Here is a 17,963-nt window from a genome sequence, read left to right as displayed (position 1 = left end):
TTAAGGATTTCTCATCCAAGGGCCGGATTTTGCGGCCACGCGCTAATCAGCGGACCGGATCAGACGCACACACTGTCAGACGCGGACGCCGGCGGCCTGCAGGGGGATCTTGATCAGGAAGGTGGCCCCGTGGCCGTATTCGGATTCCACGGTGGCCACGCCGCCGTGAGCCTGGGCGATTGCCGCGACGATTGCCAGGCCCAGTCCCGAGCCTTCCTCGCCGCGGCCCGTGTGCGCCCGGCCGAACCGTTCAAAGATCCGTTGCTGGTCCTCGGCGGCGATTCCGATGCCGTCGTCCCGCACCCACAGCAGGAGGGTGTCGTGCTGGGGCAGCGTAGTGCCGTCGTTCGTCGTCGGGCTCTCAACCCTGGAACCGAGCGCGATCGTGGAGGACCGGCCGGTGTACTTGACGGCGTTCGCGGCGAGCTGGACCAGGGCCTGGGTGAGGCGCTGCGGATCCGCCTCCACGACGTAGTCTGCTTGTTCATCGATCAGCCAGTTGCGGTCGGCAAGGACGTGCACCTTCTCCATGACCTGGTCCATGAGTTCGGGGATCCGGACGGGCTCACGCCGGATGAAGCCGGGATCGCCGGAGTTGGCGAGCAGCAGGAGGTCGTCCACCAGGCGCTGCATGCGGTCCACCTCATCCAGCAGCACGTCCCTGGTGGCGATGACGTCGTCCGGATCATCGACCGTCACGAGCTCGAGGTGACCGCGGAGAATGGTCAGCGGGGTCCGCAGCTCATGGCCGGCGTCGTCCAGGAACTGCTGCTGCTGCTGGGCACCTTCATCCAGGCGTTCGAGCATGGTGTTGAAGGTCTTGGCCAGCAGCGTGACGTCGTCCTCGCCCTTGCGTACCTCTACCCGCTGCGTGAGGTCCTCCGGGCCCACCGCCCTGGAGGCCTCGCGCAGGCGGCGGAGCGGATTGAGCAGGCGGCCGGCAACAATCCCGCCGATCACCGCCGCAGCCATGAGCATGGCGAGGGCCACCAGCGAGTACGTCCGGACCGAGTCGGCGTTATGCTCGCGTTGATCGCCGGCGTCCCGGCCAACCAGGAAAAATGTACCGGTGGCGCCCTTCATGGGCACCACCACAGTCCTGAGCGGTCTGCCGTCCGCGTTCAGCTCGCCGAAGGACGCGCCGACTTGACTCCTGAGCTCGACCGCGTCGGCGAACATGGTGTTATCCAGGAGAGCATTGTCCGAGTTGCCCTCAACGGTCCACGCCACGCGCCCGTCCACAATGCCGGCCATGACCTCGTTGCTGCGGGGCTCGATATCTTCCGCGGCCTCGTGAAGCGCGCTGATGTACGTCCGGTTCGCGTAGTCCCCGGACGTCTTCTTGTTGGTCTGGACAAGCTTGACCACGGCGTTGGCTTTGTCCAGGATCGCCTGGTCAATCCTGGAGTCGGACTCCTGGAACTGGACGATGAACGTGACCAGCCCGGCGGTGACCAGCCCGGCCAGCATCATGCCCAGCATGGCGGCCACCACCCGGAAACGCACCGAGTGGAACTTTGCGCCCCAGCCGGACGGGTCCTGGGTTTCGGCCGCAGGGGAGCCAGCGGCCGGCGCGGCCTGGCCGCTCCCGCTGCGGTGTTCATCCGACGTGGTCACTGCGCTCCTTTCTGCGACGTCCCTTCCCGTGCCGCTCTTCGCCTAGCTCAGGCGGTACCCGGCGCCGCGGGTGGTGAGGATGCGTTCGGCGCCGATCTTTCTCCGCAACTGGCGCACATACACGTCCACCACATTGGATGTGCCGTCGAAGTCGTAGCCCCAGACGTGGCTGAGGAGTTGTTGCCGGCTCAGGACCTGACCCGGGTGGAGCAGGAACATTTCCACTAGGGAGAACTCGCGGGAGGAGAGCTCCACCATCTTGCCGTCGACGCTCACGGTGCGTGTGAGCAGGTTCAGCTCCAGGGGACCGTACCGCATCACGTTTGTCGCCATCGGGTCGCCCGGGTCAGCGTTGCGGATCCGGGCACGGATGCGGGCCACCAGTTCCTCGAAGTGGAACGGCTTGACGATGTAGTCGTCGGCGCCGCCCTCCAGCGCTGCCACCGTGTCCGTGGAGGAACCGCGGGCCGTGAGGAAGATGACCGGGATGCCCACCTGGCCGCGGCGCAGTGCCGCCAGGACGGCGTAGCCGTCCAGCCGGGGAAGCCCGATATCGAGGAGCAGGAGATCGAATTCGCCGCTGGACGCGTAGTCCACGGCCGTGACGCCGTCGGCGACCACGGTTGGCGCGTAGCCGGCGGCGCGCAGTCCCTTTTCGATGAAGCGGGAGATGCGTTCTTCGTCTTCTGCGATGAGGATGCGGATCAAGGTGGCTCCCTGGAAAAGCCCGGATCCGGAAGGTCCCCTTGGGCCGCGCATTGGCGCGGATGTCATGCGCTGGATCCTGGCCTGCCCCAATACTGCGGCGTCTCCTGCGCACGAGCCGGGAGGAATTCCGAGGCCCCAGCAGCCTCGATCTGCCCGGAGTGCGGGCGGGGTCCGGGCCCCTGGTGCGGGGCCCGCGGTCTTATTGGCGCGGGTTTCCGGTCAGGGAGGAGCGGCCGGCCGTGCGGGACCGGGGGTCCCTGCTTCGGCGGGACGGCAGATACGAGATTCAGAAGGAATGGGCATCTGGGTGCTCCTCCAGAGGACGGCCCAACGGTGTGGGCTCCATCATGCAGCTGCGGCTGAGGCTATTCCAGCTTCTTTCATCCTGCCCCTGTAGCGGGGCGTGCGCCACCTCTGATCGATTGAATTTCAGGCTGTTAACAGCTCCCGCGCAGCCGCACGCCGCCACTGGACGTCCTACTCACGCCCCTACTGGACGCCTACCCACGCCGCTACTGCCGGAACAGGGCACCGGTGAGCTGATGCGTCAGATCGTGGATGAGGTCCAGGCGGTTCGCGCTGTCGGCGTCGTCGGGGCCCCACGTGTAGATGACCACCGCGTAGGAGCGGTCCCCCACGCTGAGCAGGGCGGCGTCGTGGACGTAGCCCTGCACCACGCCGTACTTGTGATGGACCGTGATGCTGGGGTCCACGGCCGCCGGGATGAGGTCCTCGTCATTGGTGTGCTGCATGTAGCCGAGCAGTTCCGCGGTGTGGTCGGCGTTGAGCAGCTTGCCGGTGGCGAGTTGCGCAAGGAGCCGGGCCATGTCCGGCGGGGCCAGGAGGTTCTGCTCGGGATCGTAGGTGATGCCGAGGGTGGCGGCGTAGGCGGTGAGGTTGGGGTAGCCGATATCCTGCATCAGCAGCAGCCAGGAGTCGTCGCTGCTGGTGTTGATCATGGCCTTGAGCTGGAACGCGGCGTTGAACGAGCCGAGCGGGGCGTCGAGGGACTTATCGCCGGTTTCCACCAGGTGGTAGTAGGCGGCCGCGGTCAGGACCTTCGCGGTGCTCGCCGCCGTGTAGGGTGCCACGTCGCCGTAGCTCTGGAGCTGGCCGTCGCGCGTGTCCACCACGGCGACGCCGATCCTGTGGTCCGGGTGTTCGATGATGATCCGCTGGATCTCGGCGGGGAGGTCGACGGCGGGTGCCGGGGCCGCCGTCGCAGTGGCGGACGGACTCGGTGCCAGCTTGTCGCTGACCGTCGCGTAATCGCCGGTCAGGAAATCACCGCCCGACGTGACGGTGCGGGAGACGCCGAGGACCACGACGGCGGCCAGCACCAGCGCGGCGGCGGCCCAGACCAGGACCAGGTTCCTGCGGTGCTTGGGAGCGGCCGGCCGGGGCCCCGGATTCGTCATGTACGTGGCCTTCCGGACTCGGCGGGGGTGGTGCCTCTGACGTTAAGCCTGGCCGGGGGTGAAGTCCACGGAGCGCGCGGGGAAGCGCCGAAGTCGGGCAAAATTCCCGCGCGACGGTCTACTACGCTGGCATTCATGACCCGGAATATTACTGTCAGCCTGCCGGACGCCGCATTGCGTGAATACCTTCAGCCGCACCCGGACGTCACAATCCTGGAGTGGGACCTGACCGGTGAGCCGCCCCTGCCGCGGATCGACATCGTGGTGCCGCCCTACATGGGCGGCCCGCAGGTCCTGCAGGGCCTGGCACCGGTGGACACGGCCCTGGTGCAGAGCCAGTCGATCGGGTACGACGGCGTGGCGGAGTTCCTGCCGTCCGGCCGGGTTTTCGCCAACGCGGCCGGCGTGCACGAAGCGTCCACCGCGGAGCTGGCACTCGCCCTCATCCTCGCCAGCCAGCGCGAACTGCCCCGCATCATCCAGAACCAGTCCGAAGGCCGCTGGGATGGCCGGCCCACCGCCAGCCTGGCCGACCGCCGCGTCCTGATCGTCGGCTACGGCGGGGTGGGCAAGGCGATCGAGGACCGGCTCCTTCCGTTCGAGACCAGCGTGACCCGGGTGGCCAGCAGGGAACGGACGGACGAACGCGGCCGGATCCACGGCATCGCGGAACTCCACGCGCTGCTCCCGGAGCACGACGTCGTGGTGGTGGGGGTCCCGCTGAGTGACTCCACCCGGCACCTGATCGACGACGCCTTCCTCGCCGCCATGCCGGAGGGCGCCCTGGTGGTGAACGTGGCCCGCGGCCCGGTGGCGGACACTGATGCCCTGGTCCGGCACACTTCCTCGGGCCGGATCCGGGCCGCGCTGGACGTCACCGATCCCGAGCCTCTGCCGCAGGACCACCCGCTGTGGCGGAATCCGGGCGTCATCATCAGCCCGCACGTGGGCGGGGCGAGCTCGGCGATGCGCCCGCGGATGGGCCGGCTGCTGCAGCGCCAGATCGGGCTCATGCTGGCCGGCGAACCGCCGGTGAATGTGGTGCTGGGCGGCTGATCAGCTGATACCCGTTGCTTCTTTGATACCCGTTGCTCCGCAGGGGATCGTGTGCCAGCCTCGAAGTGATCCCATCGCCGGGGCGACGACGACGGGCGGACGAGAAGGAGCACGGCATGGGACTCATCCACATCGACCTGTTCACCACGCTCGACGGCGTCGCGCAGGCGCCCGGCGGACCGGACGAGGACCCGGACAGCGGCTTCGCGTTTGGCGGCTGGCAGGCGCCGCTCTGGGACGAGGTGGTCGACGCACAGGTCGACTCCGGAATGGCGGGGATGGATGCGCTGCTGCTGGGGCGCCGGACCTATGACATTTTCGCCGCGTACTGGCCGCAGGCGGACGGGGACATCGCTCGGCTGTTCAACCGCCTCCCGAAATACGTGGCCTCGCGCCAGACGCCGACGGTCGACTGGGCCGGCTCCACACTGCTCGGTCCTGATGTCGTCGCCGCCGTGCGCGGACTGCGCGACCGGCACGAGAACATCCACGTCATCGGCAGCCTCGACTTCGTGCAGACCCTGTTCGCCGAGCGGCTCTTCGACCGGCTCACGCTCTGGGTGTATCCGATCCTCCTCGGCAACGGAAAGAAGGTCTTCGCCGATGGGGTGGTTCCGACGAACCTCAGGCTCATCGAGCCGGTGGCCGCCTCACCGAAGGGTGCGGTGCTGCAGCGCTACGCTCTCGCCGATGGCACGCCTGGAGTCGGCGATATGGGGGCCATCGATCAGACTGGCTAGGAGGGCTGGGAGGCTAGACGGGCTGGGAGGCCTGAGAGGGCGGCTACACGTTCTCGGGTGGATTGTCCGGCCGGGCCGTGTCCACCACGCAGAACCTGTTGCCTTCCGGATCTGCCAGGATCACGTAGTCCGCGTCGGCCGGTCGCTTGCTCCACTCCACCCGGGTGGCGCCCAAGGCCAGGAGCCGGTCCACCTCGGCATCCTGCGTGTCCGTGTACAGGTCCAGATGCAGGCGCGGGGGAATCTGGACGGCGGCGGGGACGCGGTCCAGGGAGATGCAGGTGCCCACGCCGTCCGGCGGCGCCAGGATCACAAAGTCACCGTCGGATTCGTGCCGCGGCTGGTAGCCCAGCGCGGCCTGCCAAAAACGCATCTGGCGTTCGAGGTTGTCCACCCGGATCACGATCGAGCCAATGCTCAGCATCCGGTCAATCTACACCCGGACTGCGGGCCCTGGCGCTTAGTTGGCGGTGCTTTGTGAACACCGGGTGCCGACGTCTCTTGCATCCGTGAGCGGGCACCGGCATCGTCTCTTGCATCCGTGAGCGGGCACCGGCATCGTCTCTTGCATCCGTGAGCGGGCACCGGCATCGCCGGGATCTTGCGCGGCCCGAATGGCGTCGGCGAGGATGAGTGCCATCCCCTATGCTACGAAGAAGGATTGGACTCGATGACCAAGTATCTGATCTCGTTCCCGGGTGCCGCCATGGTCTTCCCTGACGAAGACCTGCAGGCCGTTTCGGATGCGTCGCACGCGGTCGTTCAGGAAGCGAAGGACGCCGGCGTCTGGGTGTTCGGCGGCGGCATCGATGAGAGCATCCCGCCCGTCATGGTCGACGGCGACGGGACCGTGCGCGAGGGCACCTACCCGCAGACGGCGCAGCTCGAAGGCGGCTACTCCGTGCTGGAGTTGCCCTCGTACGATGCGGCCCTGGAGTGGGCCGCGAAGATCGCCGTCGCCTGCCGTTGCGCGCAGGAGGTGCGCGCTTTCCAGTACGACCCCGCAAGCTAGGCTCGGCCGGCGATCCTCGTCGCTGGGCTCGCGGTCGGATTCGCCGTGAGAGGAACCCAGTCCACTCCGGGATTGCGGACGTAAACTGACGTTCGAATCACTGGCTAAACCGTGAGGTGGAGACCGGATGCTCTGGAAACTGCTCGTGGAGTACCTGCGGCCGCAGCGGCGGCTGCTGCTCGCCGTCGTCGTCTTCCAGCTGGCGGCGTCCATCGCCTCGCTGTACCTGCCCACCCTGAACGCGGACATCATCGACCAGGGCGTCGCGACCGGAAACACCGACTACATCCTGCACATCGGCGGGCTGATGCTCGGCGTCACCCTGCTGCAGATCGCCTGCACCATCGCCGCCGTCTATTTCGGCGCGAAGGCCGCGATGGCGCTGGGCCGGGACGTCCGCGGTGCCATCTTCACCCGGGTGGCCGAGTTCTCCGAGCAGGAAGTCACCCGGTTCGGCCCGCCCAGCCTGATCACCCGCTCCACCAACGATGTCCAGCAGGTCCAGCAGCTGGTCCTGATGTCCGCCACGCTCATGGTCACTGCGCCCATGCTCTGCATCGGCGGGGTGATCATGGCCATCCGGCAGGACGTGCAGCTGTCCTGGCTGATCGCCGTTAGCGTGCCCGTGCTCCTGATCGGGGTGGGGTCGATCATTATCCGGATGGTGCCGCTGTTCCGGCTCATGCAGGCCCGGATCGACACCGTCAACCGGGTGCTGCGCGAACAGCTGACCGGCATCCGCGTGGTGCGGGCCTTCGTCCGGGAGGACGTGGAGACGGCCCGCTTTGCCCGCGCCAACGAGGACGTGACGGACACCGCGCTGCGCGCCGGCCGGCTGATGGCGCTCGCGTTCCCCACCGTGATGCTGGTCCTCAACGTCTCCAGCACAGCCGTGATCTGGTTCGGCGCGTTCCGGATCGAGGACGGCTCCATGCAGGTGGGCACCATGATCGCGTTCCTGAGCTACCTCATGCAGATCCTGATGTCCGTCATGATGGCCACGTTCATGGCGATCATGATCCCGCGCGCGTCCGTCTCGGCGGACCGGATCGGCGAGGTGCTCGGGACCGAGTCCAGCGTCCGGCCGCCGCTGCACCCGGTTTCGCGCTCGGCCGGGCGGGCGGCCCGCGGAGAGCTTCAGATGCGCGACGTCGGGTTCGCCTACCCGGGGGCCGAGCAGCCGGTGCTCCAAGACGTGAGCTTCACCGCCCGCGCGGGGCAGACGACGGCGATCATCGGCAGTACCGGTTCCGGCAAGACCACCCTGGTGAACCTGATGCCGAGGCTGTTCGACACGACGTCCGGTTCGGTGCGGATCGACGGCGTGGACGTCCGGGAGCTCCATCCGGACCTGTTGTGGGGGCACATCGGCCTGGTCCCGCAGAAGCCCTTCCTGTTTTCCGGCACCGTCCGCAGCAACCTGCTCTACGGCAAGCCGGACGCCACCGAGGACGAGCTCTGGCGGGCCCTGACCATTGCCCAGGCGCAGGACTTCGTGGAGGAACTGGAGGGCGGGCTGGACGCACCCATCTCGCAGGGCGGCACCAACGTCTCCGGCGGCCAGCGGCAGCGGCTCGCGATCGCCCGGGCCCTGGTGAAACGGCCCGAGCTCTACATCTTTGACGACTCCTTCTCCTCGCTGGACACCGCCACGGACGCCCGGCTGCGGCAGGCGCTCAAGCGGCACACCGCCGGGGCCACCCTGGTGATCATCGCCCAGCGGGTCTCCAGCATTGTGGACGCGGACCAGATCCTGGTGCTGGACCGCGGCAGGATCGTCGCGCACGGCACCCACCCCGAGCTGCTGGAGTCCTCCGAGACGTACCAGGAGATCGTGAACTCCCAGCTCGCGGCGGAGGAGGCAGCATGAGCCGCACCGACAAGGCGCCGACGCCGGCCCCCGCCGCCGGTTCTGCCGGGCCTTCCGCTGGTTCTGCCGCCCCCGCCGCTGCGCCTGCCGCGCAGACCCCCATGCGGATTCCCCGCCCCGCGGGCGGGCCCGGCCGCGGCGGGCCCTTTGCCGGGATGAACATCCCGGCGGAGAAGGCCATGAACTTCGGCCCGTCGGCCCGGCGGCTGCTGGGGGAGTTGCGCCCCGAACGGCTGTGGCTGGTGCTGGTACTGCTGCTCGCCGTCGTGAGCGTGACGTTCTCGGTGATCGGGCCCCGGCTGCTGGGCGAAGGCACCAACCTGATCTTCGCAGGCGTCGTGTCCAAGCAGCTGCCGCCCGGGGAGACCCAGGCCCAGGTGATCGCCCAGCTGCGTGCCGCGGGGGAGACCCAGCAGGCGGACATGCTCAGCGCCATGACGCTCACGCCCGGCACGGGGATCGACTTCACCGCGCTGGCCACCGTGCTGCAGTGGGCGCTGGTGCTGTATGTCCTGGCCTCGGCGTTCGGCTGGCTGCAGGCGTACATCCTCAACGGCGTCGTGCAGCGCACGGTGTTCCGGCTCCGCGAACGGATTGAGGCGAAGATCAACAGCCTGCCGCTGCGCTACTTCGATTCGGTGCAGCGCGGCGAGGTGCTCAGTCGGGTGACTAACGACGTCGACAACATCTCCCAGAGCTTGCAGCAGTCCATCAGCCAGGCCGTGACGTCGCTGCTGACCGTGGTGGGCGTGCTGGTGATGATGCTCCTGCTCTCGCCCACGCTGGCGCTGATTGCCCTGGTGACCATTCCGCTGACGCTGGTGACGACGGCGATGATCGCCAAGCGCTCGCAGAAGCTGTTCGTCGCCCAGTGGAAGCACACCGGCGAGCTCAACGGGCAGATCGAGGAGACCTACACCGGGCACGCGCTCGTGAAGGTCTTCGGCCGGCAGCGCGAGGTGGAGGAGCGGTTCCGGCAGAAGAACGTGGAGCTGTACCAGGCGAGCTTCGGCGCGCAGTTCATTTCCGGCCTGATCATGCCGGCCATGACGTTCATCGGGAACCTGGTCTATGTGGGGATCGCCGTGGTGGGCGGCCTGCAGGTGGCTTCGGGGGCGATGCAGCTGGGCGACGTGCAGGCGTTCATCCAGTATTCCCGGCAGTTCACCCAGCCGCTGGCCCAGCTGGGCTCCATGGCGAACCTGCTGCAGTCCGGCGTGGCCTCGGCCGAGCGCGTGTTTGAGCTCCTGGACACCGAGGAACAGGGGCCGGATCCTGTCCCTTCGGTGGCACCGGACGGGGGCCGGGGGCGGCTGGTGTTCGAGGACGTCTCCTTCTCCTACTCCCCGGACAAGCCGCTGATCACTTCCCTTTCTTTGGTGGCGGAGCCGGGCCAGACAGTCGCCATCGTGGGGCACACCGGGGCGGGCAAGACCACCCTGGTGAACCTGATGATGCGCTTCTACGAGATCGACGCCGGGCGGATCACACTCGACGGCGTGGACGTCACCGCCATGACCCGCAACGAGCTGCGCTCGCGGATGGGCATGGTCCTGCAGGACACCTGGCTGTTCGGCGGGACCATCCGGGACAACATCGCCTACGGCCGGCCTTCTGCTTCCCAAGCGGACATTCTGGAGGCGGCCCGGGCGACGTACGTGGACCGGTTTGTCCGGTCCCTGCCGGAGGGCTACGACACGGTGCTGGAGGACGAGGGCTCCAACGTTTCGGCTGGTGAGAAGCAGCTGCTCACCATCGCACGGGCGTTCCTGGCCCGGCCGTCGGTGCTGATCCTCGACGAGGCGACGAGCTCGGTGGACACCCGCACCGAGGTGCTGGTGCAGAAGGCGATGAGCGCTCTGCGGTCGGACCGGACTTCGTTTGTCATTGCCCACCGGCTCTCCACCATCCGCGACGCCGACCTCATCCTGGTGATGGAATCCGGGCAGATCGTGGAACAGGGGACACACACTTCCTTGTTGGCGGCGGGCGGGGCGTACGCCGCGCTTTATGCTGCCCAGTTCGCGGCTCCGGTGGCGGAGGTTTAGGGGGGCGGCCCACCGGGGCTCGGGTCCCCGGCTGGCATATGTGCTGCCATCGGTCTTGCTCATTTGACGCGAAGTATCAAAGTGGGTGGCTCACTGAGGCTTACGAAATATCCGCTATCTGCAGACACGGCGCTGGGGGAGTGGCGTCCCACGACGATTTAGTGCGGTCAACGGGCTTCGTCGTTGTCGGACTGAAGTCAGGCAAATTCAAGCCGGAGCACCTCGGGCAGCTGAACTTCCACGTCGCCGCCGTTAACGACCTCGTGAAATTCCCGGAGATGGCCCCACTGCAGGGATCCTCGTCTGCGGGTCCAAGCACGAACCAACGGTCCTCTATGCACTGGATGGATCCTTCCGGCCCATCGCCGTCATTTCCTGCACGTATGAGACAGTTCCCGCCGAGGAACGTGCAGCACTTCCCTCTCCGGCTGCCATATCGGCTGCGCTGGAGCAGGGAATCGTGGGAGATGCAGACAACCAAGATTGACGCACGATGCCCGCAGAACCCGCCCCGGTTAGCGGGCATCGACCGCAGCTTTTCGGCACGTTGCGGTTTGGAGCAGCGCGATTCAGGCTGTGCCAAAGGGATTGTCGATGGCCAACTTCCATCCCTGGCTTCCCTTGCGCAGGACGTCGGCAGTTCTGCCTTGGAGGTCCACGTCGCTGCCGTCGTCCGCGGTGCCCTTGATGGCCCACTCGGCGATGACCAGGGCGAGGTCGCCCGCGACGTAGACATGGCGGGTGGTGACGCTGATGGGCAGCCCTGCCTGAAGGAATCCCTTCAGGGCGTTGAGGCTGTCTTCACCGGTGGTGGGTGTGCCTGGCTGTGGGACCAAGACCCCGTCAGGCTCAAAGAGTTCCATCATTCCGTCAGCGTCGCGGGCGTTGAAGCGCTCGGCCCATGCGGTATGAAAAGTGTGCGGATCGGCTATTTCCACGGTTTCCTCCCAGGTTTCCGGTCGGTCTGAGGCGGGTAATGTACCAGCCGTCGGTTTGCGGAATCTAGAGGCTAACTGTGGCACCTGAAGAGGTGCCAACCTTGCCAGGCTGGTGGGCAAGTCGAATCAGAAGTGTCAGGCTGCGCCCTAAGAGCTTCATGAGCCATTGTCAGAAAAAGAAGAATCGAACCAAATCCTGACGGCTCCGGGCCACCAGCCTGACCTCAATTTGGGGTGTAGTTCAGCCGGACATGAGTTCGAGGAGCCCGCAACGCCCCCGAGTACGACGAACACGTCGCGAAGCAGTAACGCCGGAACTGAGCAGACGGGCCGAGCCGGAACTCTCCGGCACGGCCCGGCCCGTCGCTTTCGCGCTGCAACGAGGGCGTTCTTCGCCCGGTCCCGCCCTAGGAAGTCTGAGTGCGAACGCGCTCGGCAGTCCGGCCGAGGTGCTCAGTCATGACCGTTCGTGCGGCTTCAACGTTGCGGGCTTCGATGGCCTCGGCAAGCCTGCGGTGCTCTGCAACACCCTGTTGGCCCATAGGCGCGGAAATGTGCGACTCCTCGAGCGACATCCGCATGGGACCGTTGAAACTCTGCATGAGCATTTCAATCGCGGGGTTGTGGGTGCACTGCCCGATCCGGGTGTGGAACCTGGCGGAGAGCTCCACGTTGTACTTGCCCGCCTCAACGGCCTGCTCGGCCTCCTCGACCATCGCGAAAAGCGCGGCGATGTCGTCCTCCGTGGCCCGTTCGACGGCCAGGGGCAGGGTGCCAAGCTCGATGATGATGCGCGCTTCGGTAACGTTGTGTGCCGTGAGAGGCGCGAGCGAAATGAGGTCGGCCAGGCCCTCTCCGAGTCGCTCGGCCGAAGGGGTGGTGAGGAAGGCGCCACCACGTGAGCCGACGCGGATGGTGAGTAGTCCGTTGGTCTCGAGTACCCGGAACGCCTCGCGGACAGTCACTCGGCTGACGTTGAACCGTTGGCACAACTCGCGTTCGCTTGGCAGTCGCTCGCCCGGCTTCAACTTACCCTCGCGAATGAGCGCTTTGATCTGGTCGACGATGACTTGGGAAGCCCGGTCAACGTTGACGGGAAGGAACATTTCCGGGGTGTTGGTGGCCATTGTGCCCCCTGGTCGGCCGTCAATCAGACGGTTTGGCGATGCGATCGGAACTAACGTGTCAGCCTCCCCGTAATTACTGCGGGCAAAGAAGCCTAATGGCATGATACCGCAATGGAATAACAAACAGCCTCTTGCCGCGGCAGACACGCTGTAGTCTTTCGGCGTGTCGTGGCGCTTTTAGGAGGTGCGGTCTGCACTCTTACCGGGGAACGCAGTCCTAAGGTTCGCGCGGAAGGTCAGTGGGCTGTTCCGGCTGATGGCGATTAGGCAGGAGAGGCCTGTCAGCAACACAACGGTGCCTCCGGCGGCCACCGCCCAGCGGGCGCCGAATTCCGTTCCGATCCATCCCATCAGCGGTGCCCCGAGGGCGGTCCCGCCTTGCAGCAGGGCGAGGTAGAGGGCAAGCACCCGGCCGCGGAGCCGTGGTTCCACGGAAAGTTGGATGCTGGTGTTGCAGCTGTTGAGGAAGGTGATGGAGGCCAGGCCCACCGGGATGAGGATGGCGGCGTAGAGCCAGAACGACGGCGAGATGCTGGCCATAAGCGTGAAGAACCCTAATCCGAGGGCTCCGCCGAGCAGGAAACGCAGCCGTGGGGCGGACCTGCGGGCCGCGAGGAGGGCGCCGGCCAGTGTCCCTACTGCCATGACGGAGCCTAGGAGGCCGAATTCTCCGGGGCCCATTCGGAATTCGGCCGTGGCCATTAGCGCGTTGGTGATGGGAAAGTTCATGCCGAATGCGCCGAGGATCCCAACCATGACAAATATGAGTACCAGATCCGGGCGCCGCCGCACGTAGCTTAGGCCCTCGGCCACCTGGTGCTTGCTTCGGGTTGCAGGGACGGCCGATGCCAGCTCCGAGGTGCGGATCCGCCACAATGAGAGAAGGACCGCCGCGAAGCTGGCCGCGTTGAGGAGGAAGACGGGCCCGGTGCCGATCCAGGCAATGAGCGCACCGGCGACGGCGGGTCCGGTAAGCCGGGCGGTATTAAACGATGCGGCGTTCAAGGACACCGCGTTGGCGACGTGTTCCGCGCCTACCAATTCCGAGACGAAGGCCTGGCGGGCCGGCCCGTCAATGGCACTGGCCAGTCCCAGGCACAGGGCGGCTGCATAGGCCTGCCAGAGCTGTGCCGACCCGGTCATCACCAAAAGTCCCACCGCCAGCCCGCAGAGTCCCATGGCTGTCTGGGTCCACAGCAGGATCATGCGTTTCCGGAGACGGTCTGCGAGGACTCCCCCGTAGGGGCCCAGGACCAGCATTGGGAGGAACTGCAGTCCGGTGGTGATGCCGACGGCGGTGCCGGAGTGGTCGGTGAGGATAGTCAGGACGAGCCAGTCCTGCGCCACCCGCTGCATCCAGGTGCCGATATTGGAGACGAGTGCCCCTCCTGCCCACAACCGGTAGTTGCGGTTCTCAAGCGACCGGAACATGGCGCTCATTTCGCGCTCAATCGTTGCATGATGTGGGCGGCGCGGCTGAGGATGAGGCGGTCGTCTTCGCCCAACTCGGCCACCCGTTGGGCCAGCCAGGCGGTGCGCTGTTCGCGGGCTTCAGCGAGGACATCCTCACCGGCCGGAGTGATACTCACCTGTACCTGGCGCCCGTCCTCGGGGTGGGCTGTCCGTGTGGCAAAGCCCCGATCGGTGAGGGCGTTGACGATCCGGGTCATCGACGGCGCCTGTACGTGTTCGCGCTCGGCTAGTTCGCGAAGGGTCTGCGGCCCGTTGCGCAGGTGTGCCAGGACTGTGTATTGCCCGGGCGTAATGACATCACCGGTCGCCTCGACGCGGAGCTTGCGGGATGTGCGCATCACCGCCGTCCGCAGGTCGATGGCCAAAACATCCGGTCTGATGCTGACCCCAGGTCCGTGATCCGCCGCTGTGGGGGTTGTGGTCATTGAATTCGGCTGTCTCCTCGAATTTACTTAGCGGTGCTAATTAGCTCTGCTAAACATTATTGCGCGATGCTGTCCCGGTGGCAATCCGTGCCGTGCACGGAGCCGTTCCATCGTGGCCAGCGCGTCGGCGACCAGCCGGTTCGCTCCGTGCGGGGAGCCGGCGGAGCCCTTGCGCAGACGCTGGGCGAGTATCACCGGAGCCGAATCCGGGGTGGACACGGTGGCAAGCAGCGCGTTCAGCCCCGTACGTCGGAGTAGCCATCGCCGGATCCCTGCATCCTCGACACCAGCGAGGCGACTTTCAGCCCGGCATTGGCGCCCTTGTCGGTAGGCATGGAGAACCTTTCGTCGGCCAAGTCCCGCAGGCCGGCCTCCTGCGCCAGGGCCATGACCGGGACCGAAGCCCAGCACGCCGCGAACCGGCTGGCGCGCACCGGGGGCACGAACGGACTCGTCCGGGTTCGTCCACGTCGGCCTGGCCGCTGACCTGTACTCGCGGACCACCGGGGTGGGCGACCTTCACATGTTATTGACCTTGCAGGAATTGTGAATAGGATAATGGTTATACCATTATCCAACGACGGAGGACGCCGTGAGTCTTCGGATCACTGCTCGAGAGCGACTTGCAGGGTTCACAAACGGCCTCAGCGTGCGGGATTGGCGAAGTCTGAAGGGCATGGGTCTCTTCATTGTCTTGCTTCATGTGGTGGGATTTTGCGTACTCTTCGGGCTTGTTGCGCCGGAACGCTTTAGCCTCGGTGGTGACTATCCGATCTTTACGGTAGGCGTAGGGTTGCTGGCCTACACCTTTGGCCTGCGTCATGCCTTCGATGCCGATCACATTGCCGCCGTCGACAATGCCACCCGAAAGCTCATCGACGACCGTGCTCGGGCCGGAACCGTGGGCGGCGTTCTGCCGCCACAGCCCCTCTCGCTCGGATTCTGGTTCTCGCTGGGCCACTCGACGATCGTCTTTGCGCTTTCCATTCTCATTTCGCTCGGAGCTCAGGCTTTGATTGTGCAAGTGGGGGACGATTCTTCGGCGCTCCATCAGTGGACTGGCGTCATTGGCCCGCTCGTTTCGGCGATCTTCCTTCTTACGCTTGGCTTCCTCAACATGACTTCTCTTGCGGGGATTGGCAGGGTATTCCTCAATATGCGGCGGGGCATCTTCGACGAAGCCGAACTGGAGAGGCACCTTGATTCGCGCGGCTTCTTTAGTCGCTTCCTGGGGCGCCTCACCCGCGGGGTCCGCAAGCCGTGGCACATCTACCCTGTTGGCGTGCTGTTTGGGCTTGGCTTCGACACCGCCACCGAAGTGGGGCTGCTGGTTCTCGCTGGCGGAGCGGCTGCGGTGCACATTCCGTGGTACGCCATCATGGTGCTCCCGGTGCTTTTCGCGGCAGGCATGTGTCTGGCGGACACGGTGGACGGCGTATTCATGAATACGGCCTATGGCTGGGCCTTTGCCAAACCGGTGCGCAAGGTCTACTACAACCTCACGGTGACGTTGATCTCCGTTCTCGTGGCCGTGGTGATCGGCGGGATTGAGCTGCTGAGCGTTATCGCGGAACAGTTTGGGATAGAAAGCGGCCCGATTGCGGTCATCGCGGGCATCAGGCTGGACTACGCAGGCTTTGCGATTGTCGGGCTCTTCTTGGCGGTCTGGCTCGTGGCGCTTGCGGTGTGGAAATTCACCGGGATTGAGCGGCGATGGTCCGCCATTCTGACCTCGCCTTCCCCCAAGAATGACGCCTCGGCAACTCAGCTTCCCGAAAGCCGTTGACATCCCAGGTCTTCGAAGGGCATAATGGTTAGACCATTATCAGGAGGTTCAAATGGTTCAGATTTCGTATGTCAGTGCCGTCGGCGAAACCACTGTCGTTGACGCCGAGGCCGGCGATTCGGTCATGTCTGCCGCTCTCCGCAATGGCGTGTCCGGCATCATCGGCGAGTGCGGCGGGAACAACTCCTGCGCCACTTGCCACGTATGGGTACGCGAAGAATTCCGGGAGGCCGTCGGCATCCCGGGCGACATCGAGGCGGACCTAATCGACATGGGCGTCTCCGAGCCGCGCGATTGCAGCCGCCTCGGATGCCAGATTGTGCTCGAAGACGAGCTCAACGGCCTGGTTGTCGACCTGCCGCCCACGCAGCCCTAAATCTCCCGATCCGGGCACAAGTACATGTAGTGCCCGGACAGCAGTAAGTACCTCAATGCCAGTCAGGACGAAAGGATCCTTCGCAATGCTGCGTACGGACATCAATGAATTGTTGGCCCAGACGGGTCCGCGAACTCCCATGGGCGACCTCTTCCGCCGCTACTGGCAGCCGGTGTTGCTCGCCGAGGAACTCCCTGAGAACGACTGCCCGCCGGTACGCGTGAAGGTGCTCTCCGAGCGTCTCATCGCCTTCCGGGACTCCGAAGGCCGCTACGGCCTGATGGACGAGTTCTGCGCGCACCGGGGCGTTTCGCTGTGGTTCGGTCGTAACGAAGAAGGCGGCCTGCGCTGCCCGTACCACGGCTGGAAGTACGATGTCACCGGCCAGGCCGTCCAGGTCCCGAGCGAGCCGGCGTCGAGCAACTTCTGCGCCAACGTCAAGCTGAAATCCTACCCGATGGTCAAGCGAGGCGACGTGCTCTTCGCTTACCTTGGCGACCCTGCCGCTCAGCCGCCGTTGCCTGAGTGGGAAGCCTACACCGTTCCGGACGGCCAGGTCTTCACCTCCAAGCGCCTGCAGGAGTGCAACTGGCTCCAGGCTCTCGAGGGCGGCATCGACTCGAGCCACGTCACCTTCCTGCACGGCGGCAACTTGGAGAGCGACCCGCTCTTCAAGGGTTCCAAGGGCAACGAGTACAACAAGGGCGATCTCAAGCCCTTCTTCGAGGTAGTCGACTCCGAAGGCGGCCTGCTGATCGGCGCCCGCCGCAACGCTGAAGAAGGTAAGTACTACTGGCGCGTGACACCGTGGGTACTGCCGAACTTCACGATGGTTCCCCCACGTGGCGACCACCCCGTCCACGGTCATTTCTGGGTGCCGATCGACGACGATAACTGCTGGGCATACAGCTTCGACTACCACCCCACCCGCCAGCTCACCGACACCGAGGTCGCTGCGATGCGCGCCGGCAAGGGTGTCCACAGCGCGAACGACCCGTCCTACCGGCCGCTGGCGAACAAGGACAACGACTACCTGATGGACCGTGAGTCCCAGAAGCGCGGCGAAAACTACTCGGGCATCGAGGGGATCGCGCTGCAGGACTCCTCATTGCAGGAGTCGATGGGCCCGCTCGTCGACCGGACCAAGGAACGCCTCGTCGCCACCGACGCCGGCATCATCAAGGCGCGCCAGAAACTCTACAAGGCCGTCAAGGGGCTGCAGGACGGCGTCGAGCCCACAGGCAACCGCGCCAAGGACCAGAAGGTCCGCTCGGTCGCGATCGTGCTCCCGGCCGATCAGTCCTTCGTCGAGGGCATCGGCGAAGCCATGGTCGCCGAACCTGCCAAGCCGCACACCTCGGTCTGAGCC

General features: G+C 65.8%; 16 protein-coding genes and 1 pseudogene. 8 read left to right on the top strand and 9 right to left on the bottom strand.

The window, feature by feature from the left end; translation table 11 throughout:
- Positions 1-75: 75 nt before the first annotated feature.
- From ACFVTM_RS21240 to ACFVTM_RS21230, 3 genes are all read right to left on the bottom strand, one after another.
- Entirely contained in the window at positions 76-1,617 is a 1,542-nt protein-coding gene (locus tag ACFVTM_RS21240) for a sensor histidine kinase (protein ID WP_390206070.1), read from the bottom strand.
- Positions 1,618-1,659: 42 nt separating this feature from the next.
- Entirely contained in the window at positions 1,660-2,325 is a 666-nt protein-coding gene (locus tag ACFVTM_RS21235) for a response regulator transcription factor (RefSeq protein WP_390206068.1), read from the bottom strand.
- A 512-nt stretch (positions 2,326-2,837) separates the two neighbouring features.
- On the bottom strand, positions 2,838-3,743 hold the full coding sequence (locus ACFVTM_RS21230) for a serine hydrolase (RefSeq protein ID WP_390206067.1): 906 nt from the start codon (positions 3,741-3,743) through the stop codon (positions 2,838-2,840).
- Positions 3,744-3,878: 135 nt separating this feature from the next.
- On the opposite strand from ACFVTM_RS21230, the gene ACFVTM_RS21225 reads away from it, so the two are divergent.
- Complete coding sequence (locus tag ACFVTM_RS21225; protein ID WP_390206066.1) at positions 3,879-4,799, top strand: 2-hydroxyacid dehydrogenase; 921 nt, start codon at positions 3,879-3,881, stop codon at positions 4,797-4,799.
- Positions 4,800-4,915: 116 nt separating this feature from the next.
- Positions 4,916-5,539 carry a dihydrofolate reductase family protein gene (locus tag ACFVTM_RS21220; protein ID WP_390206064.1) on the top strand — a complete coding sequence of 208 codons (624 nt, stop codon included), beginning with the start codon at positions 4,916-4,918 and terminating at the stop codon, positions 5,537-5,539.
- A 43-nt stretch (positions 5,540-5,582) separates the two neighbouring features.
- Here the strand turns inward: ACFVTM_RS21220 and ACFVTM_RS21215 are convergent, their stop codons facing one another.
- Positions 5,583-5,963 carry a VOC family protein gene (locus tag ACFVTM_RS21215; protein WP_390206063.1) on the bottom strand — a complete coding sequence of 127 codons (381 nt, stop codon included), beginning with the start codon at positions 5,961-5,963 and terminating at the stop codon, positions 5,583-5,585.
- 246 nt (positions 5,964-6,209) lie between these two features.
- Here ACFVTM_RS21215 and ACFVTM_RS21210 point away from each other — a divergent pair, with 246 nt between their 5' ends.
- From ACFVTM_RS21210 to ACFVTM_RS21200, 3 genes are all read left to right on the top strand, one after another.
- Positions 6,210-6,551 carry a YciI family protein gene (locus tag ACFVTM_RS21210; protein WP_390206062.1) on the top strand — a complete coding sequence of 114 codons (342 nt, stop codon included), beginning with the start codon at positions 6,210-6,212 and terminating at the stop codon, positions 6,549-6,551.
- 127 nt (positions 6,552-6,678) lie between these two features.
- A complete protein-coding gene (locus ACFVTM_RS21205) occupies positions 6,679-8,421 on the top strand; it encodes an ABC transporter ATP-binding protein (protein ID WP_390206061.1) in 1,743 nt (580 codons plus the stop codon).
- Positions 8,418-10,469: an ABC transporter ATP-binding protein gene (locus ACFVTM_RS21200; protein WP_390206060.1), complete on the top strand. Its 2,052-nt coding sequence runs from the start codon at positions 8,418-8,420 to the stop codon at positions 10,467-10,469. The genes ACFVTM_RS21205 and ACFVTM_RS21200 overlap by 4 nt, the downstream gene beginning before the upstream one ends.
- A gap of 569 nt (positions 10,470-11,038) precedes the next feature.
- On the opposite strand, the gene ACFVTM_RS21195 is transcribed toward ACFVTM_RS21200, so the two are convergent.
- From ACFVTM_RS21195 to ACFVTM_RS21175, 5 genes and pseudogenes are all read right to left on the bottom strand, one after another.
- Positions 11,039-11,407 carry a YybH family protein gene (locus ACFVTM_RS21195; protein WP_390206058.1) on the bottom strand — a complete coding sequence of 123 codons (369 nt, stop codon included), beginning with the start codon at positions 11,405-11,407 and terminating at the stop codon, positions 11,039-11,041.
- A gap of 407 nt (positions 11,408-11,814) precedes the next feature.
- Complete coding sequence (locus ACFVTM_RS21190) at positions 11,815-12,534, bottom strand: FadR/GntR family transcriptional regulator (RefSeq protein ID WP_390206056.1); 720 nt, start codon at positions 12,532-12,534, stop codon at positions 11,815-11,817.
- Positions 12,535-12,711: 177 nt separating this feature from the next.
- Positions 12,712-13,974: an MFS transporter gene (locus ACFVTM_RS21185; protein ID WP_390206054.1), complete on the bottom strand. Its 1,263-nt coding sequence runs from the start codon at positions 13,972-13,974 to the stop codon at positions 12,712-12,714.
- Positions 13,971-14,432 (bottom strand): MarR family winged helix-turn-helix transcriptional regulator, encoded by a 462-nt coding sequence (locus ACFVTM_RS21180; RefSeq protein ID WP_390206052.1) that lies wholly within the window; start codon positions 14,430-14,432, stop codon positions 13,971-13,973. The genes ACFVTM_RS21185 and ACFVTM_RS21180 overlap by 4 nt, the downstream gene beginning before the upstream one ends.
- Before the next feature lie 90 nt (positions 14,433-14,522).
- Positions 14,523-14,821, bottom strand: a pseudogene (locus tag ACFVTM_RS21175) (hypothetical protein); the annotation flags it as partial.
- A 287-nt stretch (positions 14,822-15,108) separates the two neighbouring features.
- Here ACFVTM_RS21175 and ACFVTM_RS21170 point away from each other — a divergent pair.
- From ACFVTM_RS21170 to ACFVTM_RS21160, 3 genes are all read left to right on the top strand, one after another.
- Positions 15,109-16,218, top strand: coding sequence for a HoxN/HupN/NixA family nickel/cobalt transporter (locus ACFVTM_RS21170; RefSeq protein ID WP_390206051.1), 1,110 nt, complete (start codon positions 15,109-15,111; stop codon positions 16,216-16,218).
- Positions 16,219-16,270: 52 nt separating this feature from the next.
- Entirely contained in the window at positions 16,271-16,594 is a 324-nt protein-coding gene (locus ACFVTM_RS21165) for a 2Fe-2S iron-sulfur cluster-binding protein (protein ID WP_390206049.1), read from the top strand.
- 85 nt (positions 16,595-16,679) lie between these two features.
- Entirely contained in the window at positions 16,680-17,960 is a 1,281-nt protein-coding gene (locus ACFVTM_RS21160) for a Rieske 2Fe-2S domain-containing protein (RefSeq protein ID WP_390206048.1), read from the top strand.
- Positions 17,961-17,963 lie beyond the last annotated feature (3 nt).

Source organism: Arthrobacter sp. NPDC058130 (assembly GCF_042884475.1).
In the GTDB taxonomy this organism is placed as follows: domain Bacteria; phylum Actinomycetota; class Actinomycetes; order Actinomycetales; family Micrococcaceae; genus Arthrobacter.
This window is presented reverse-complemented; position numbering and strand designations above follow the sequence as displayed.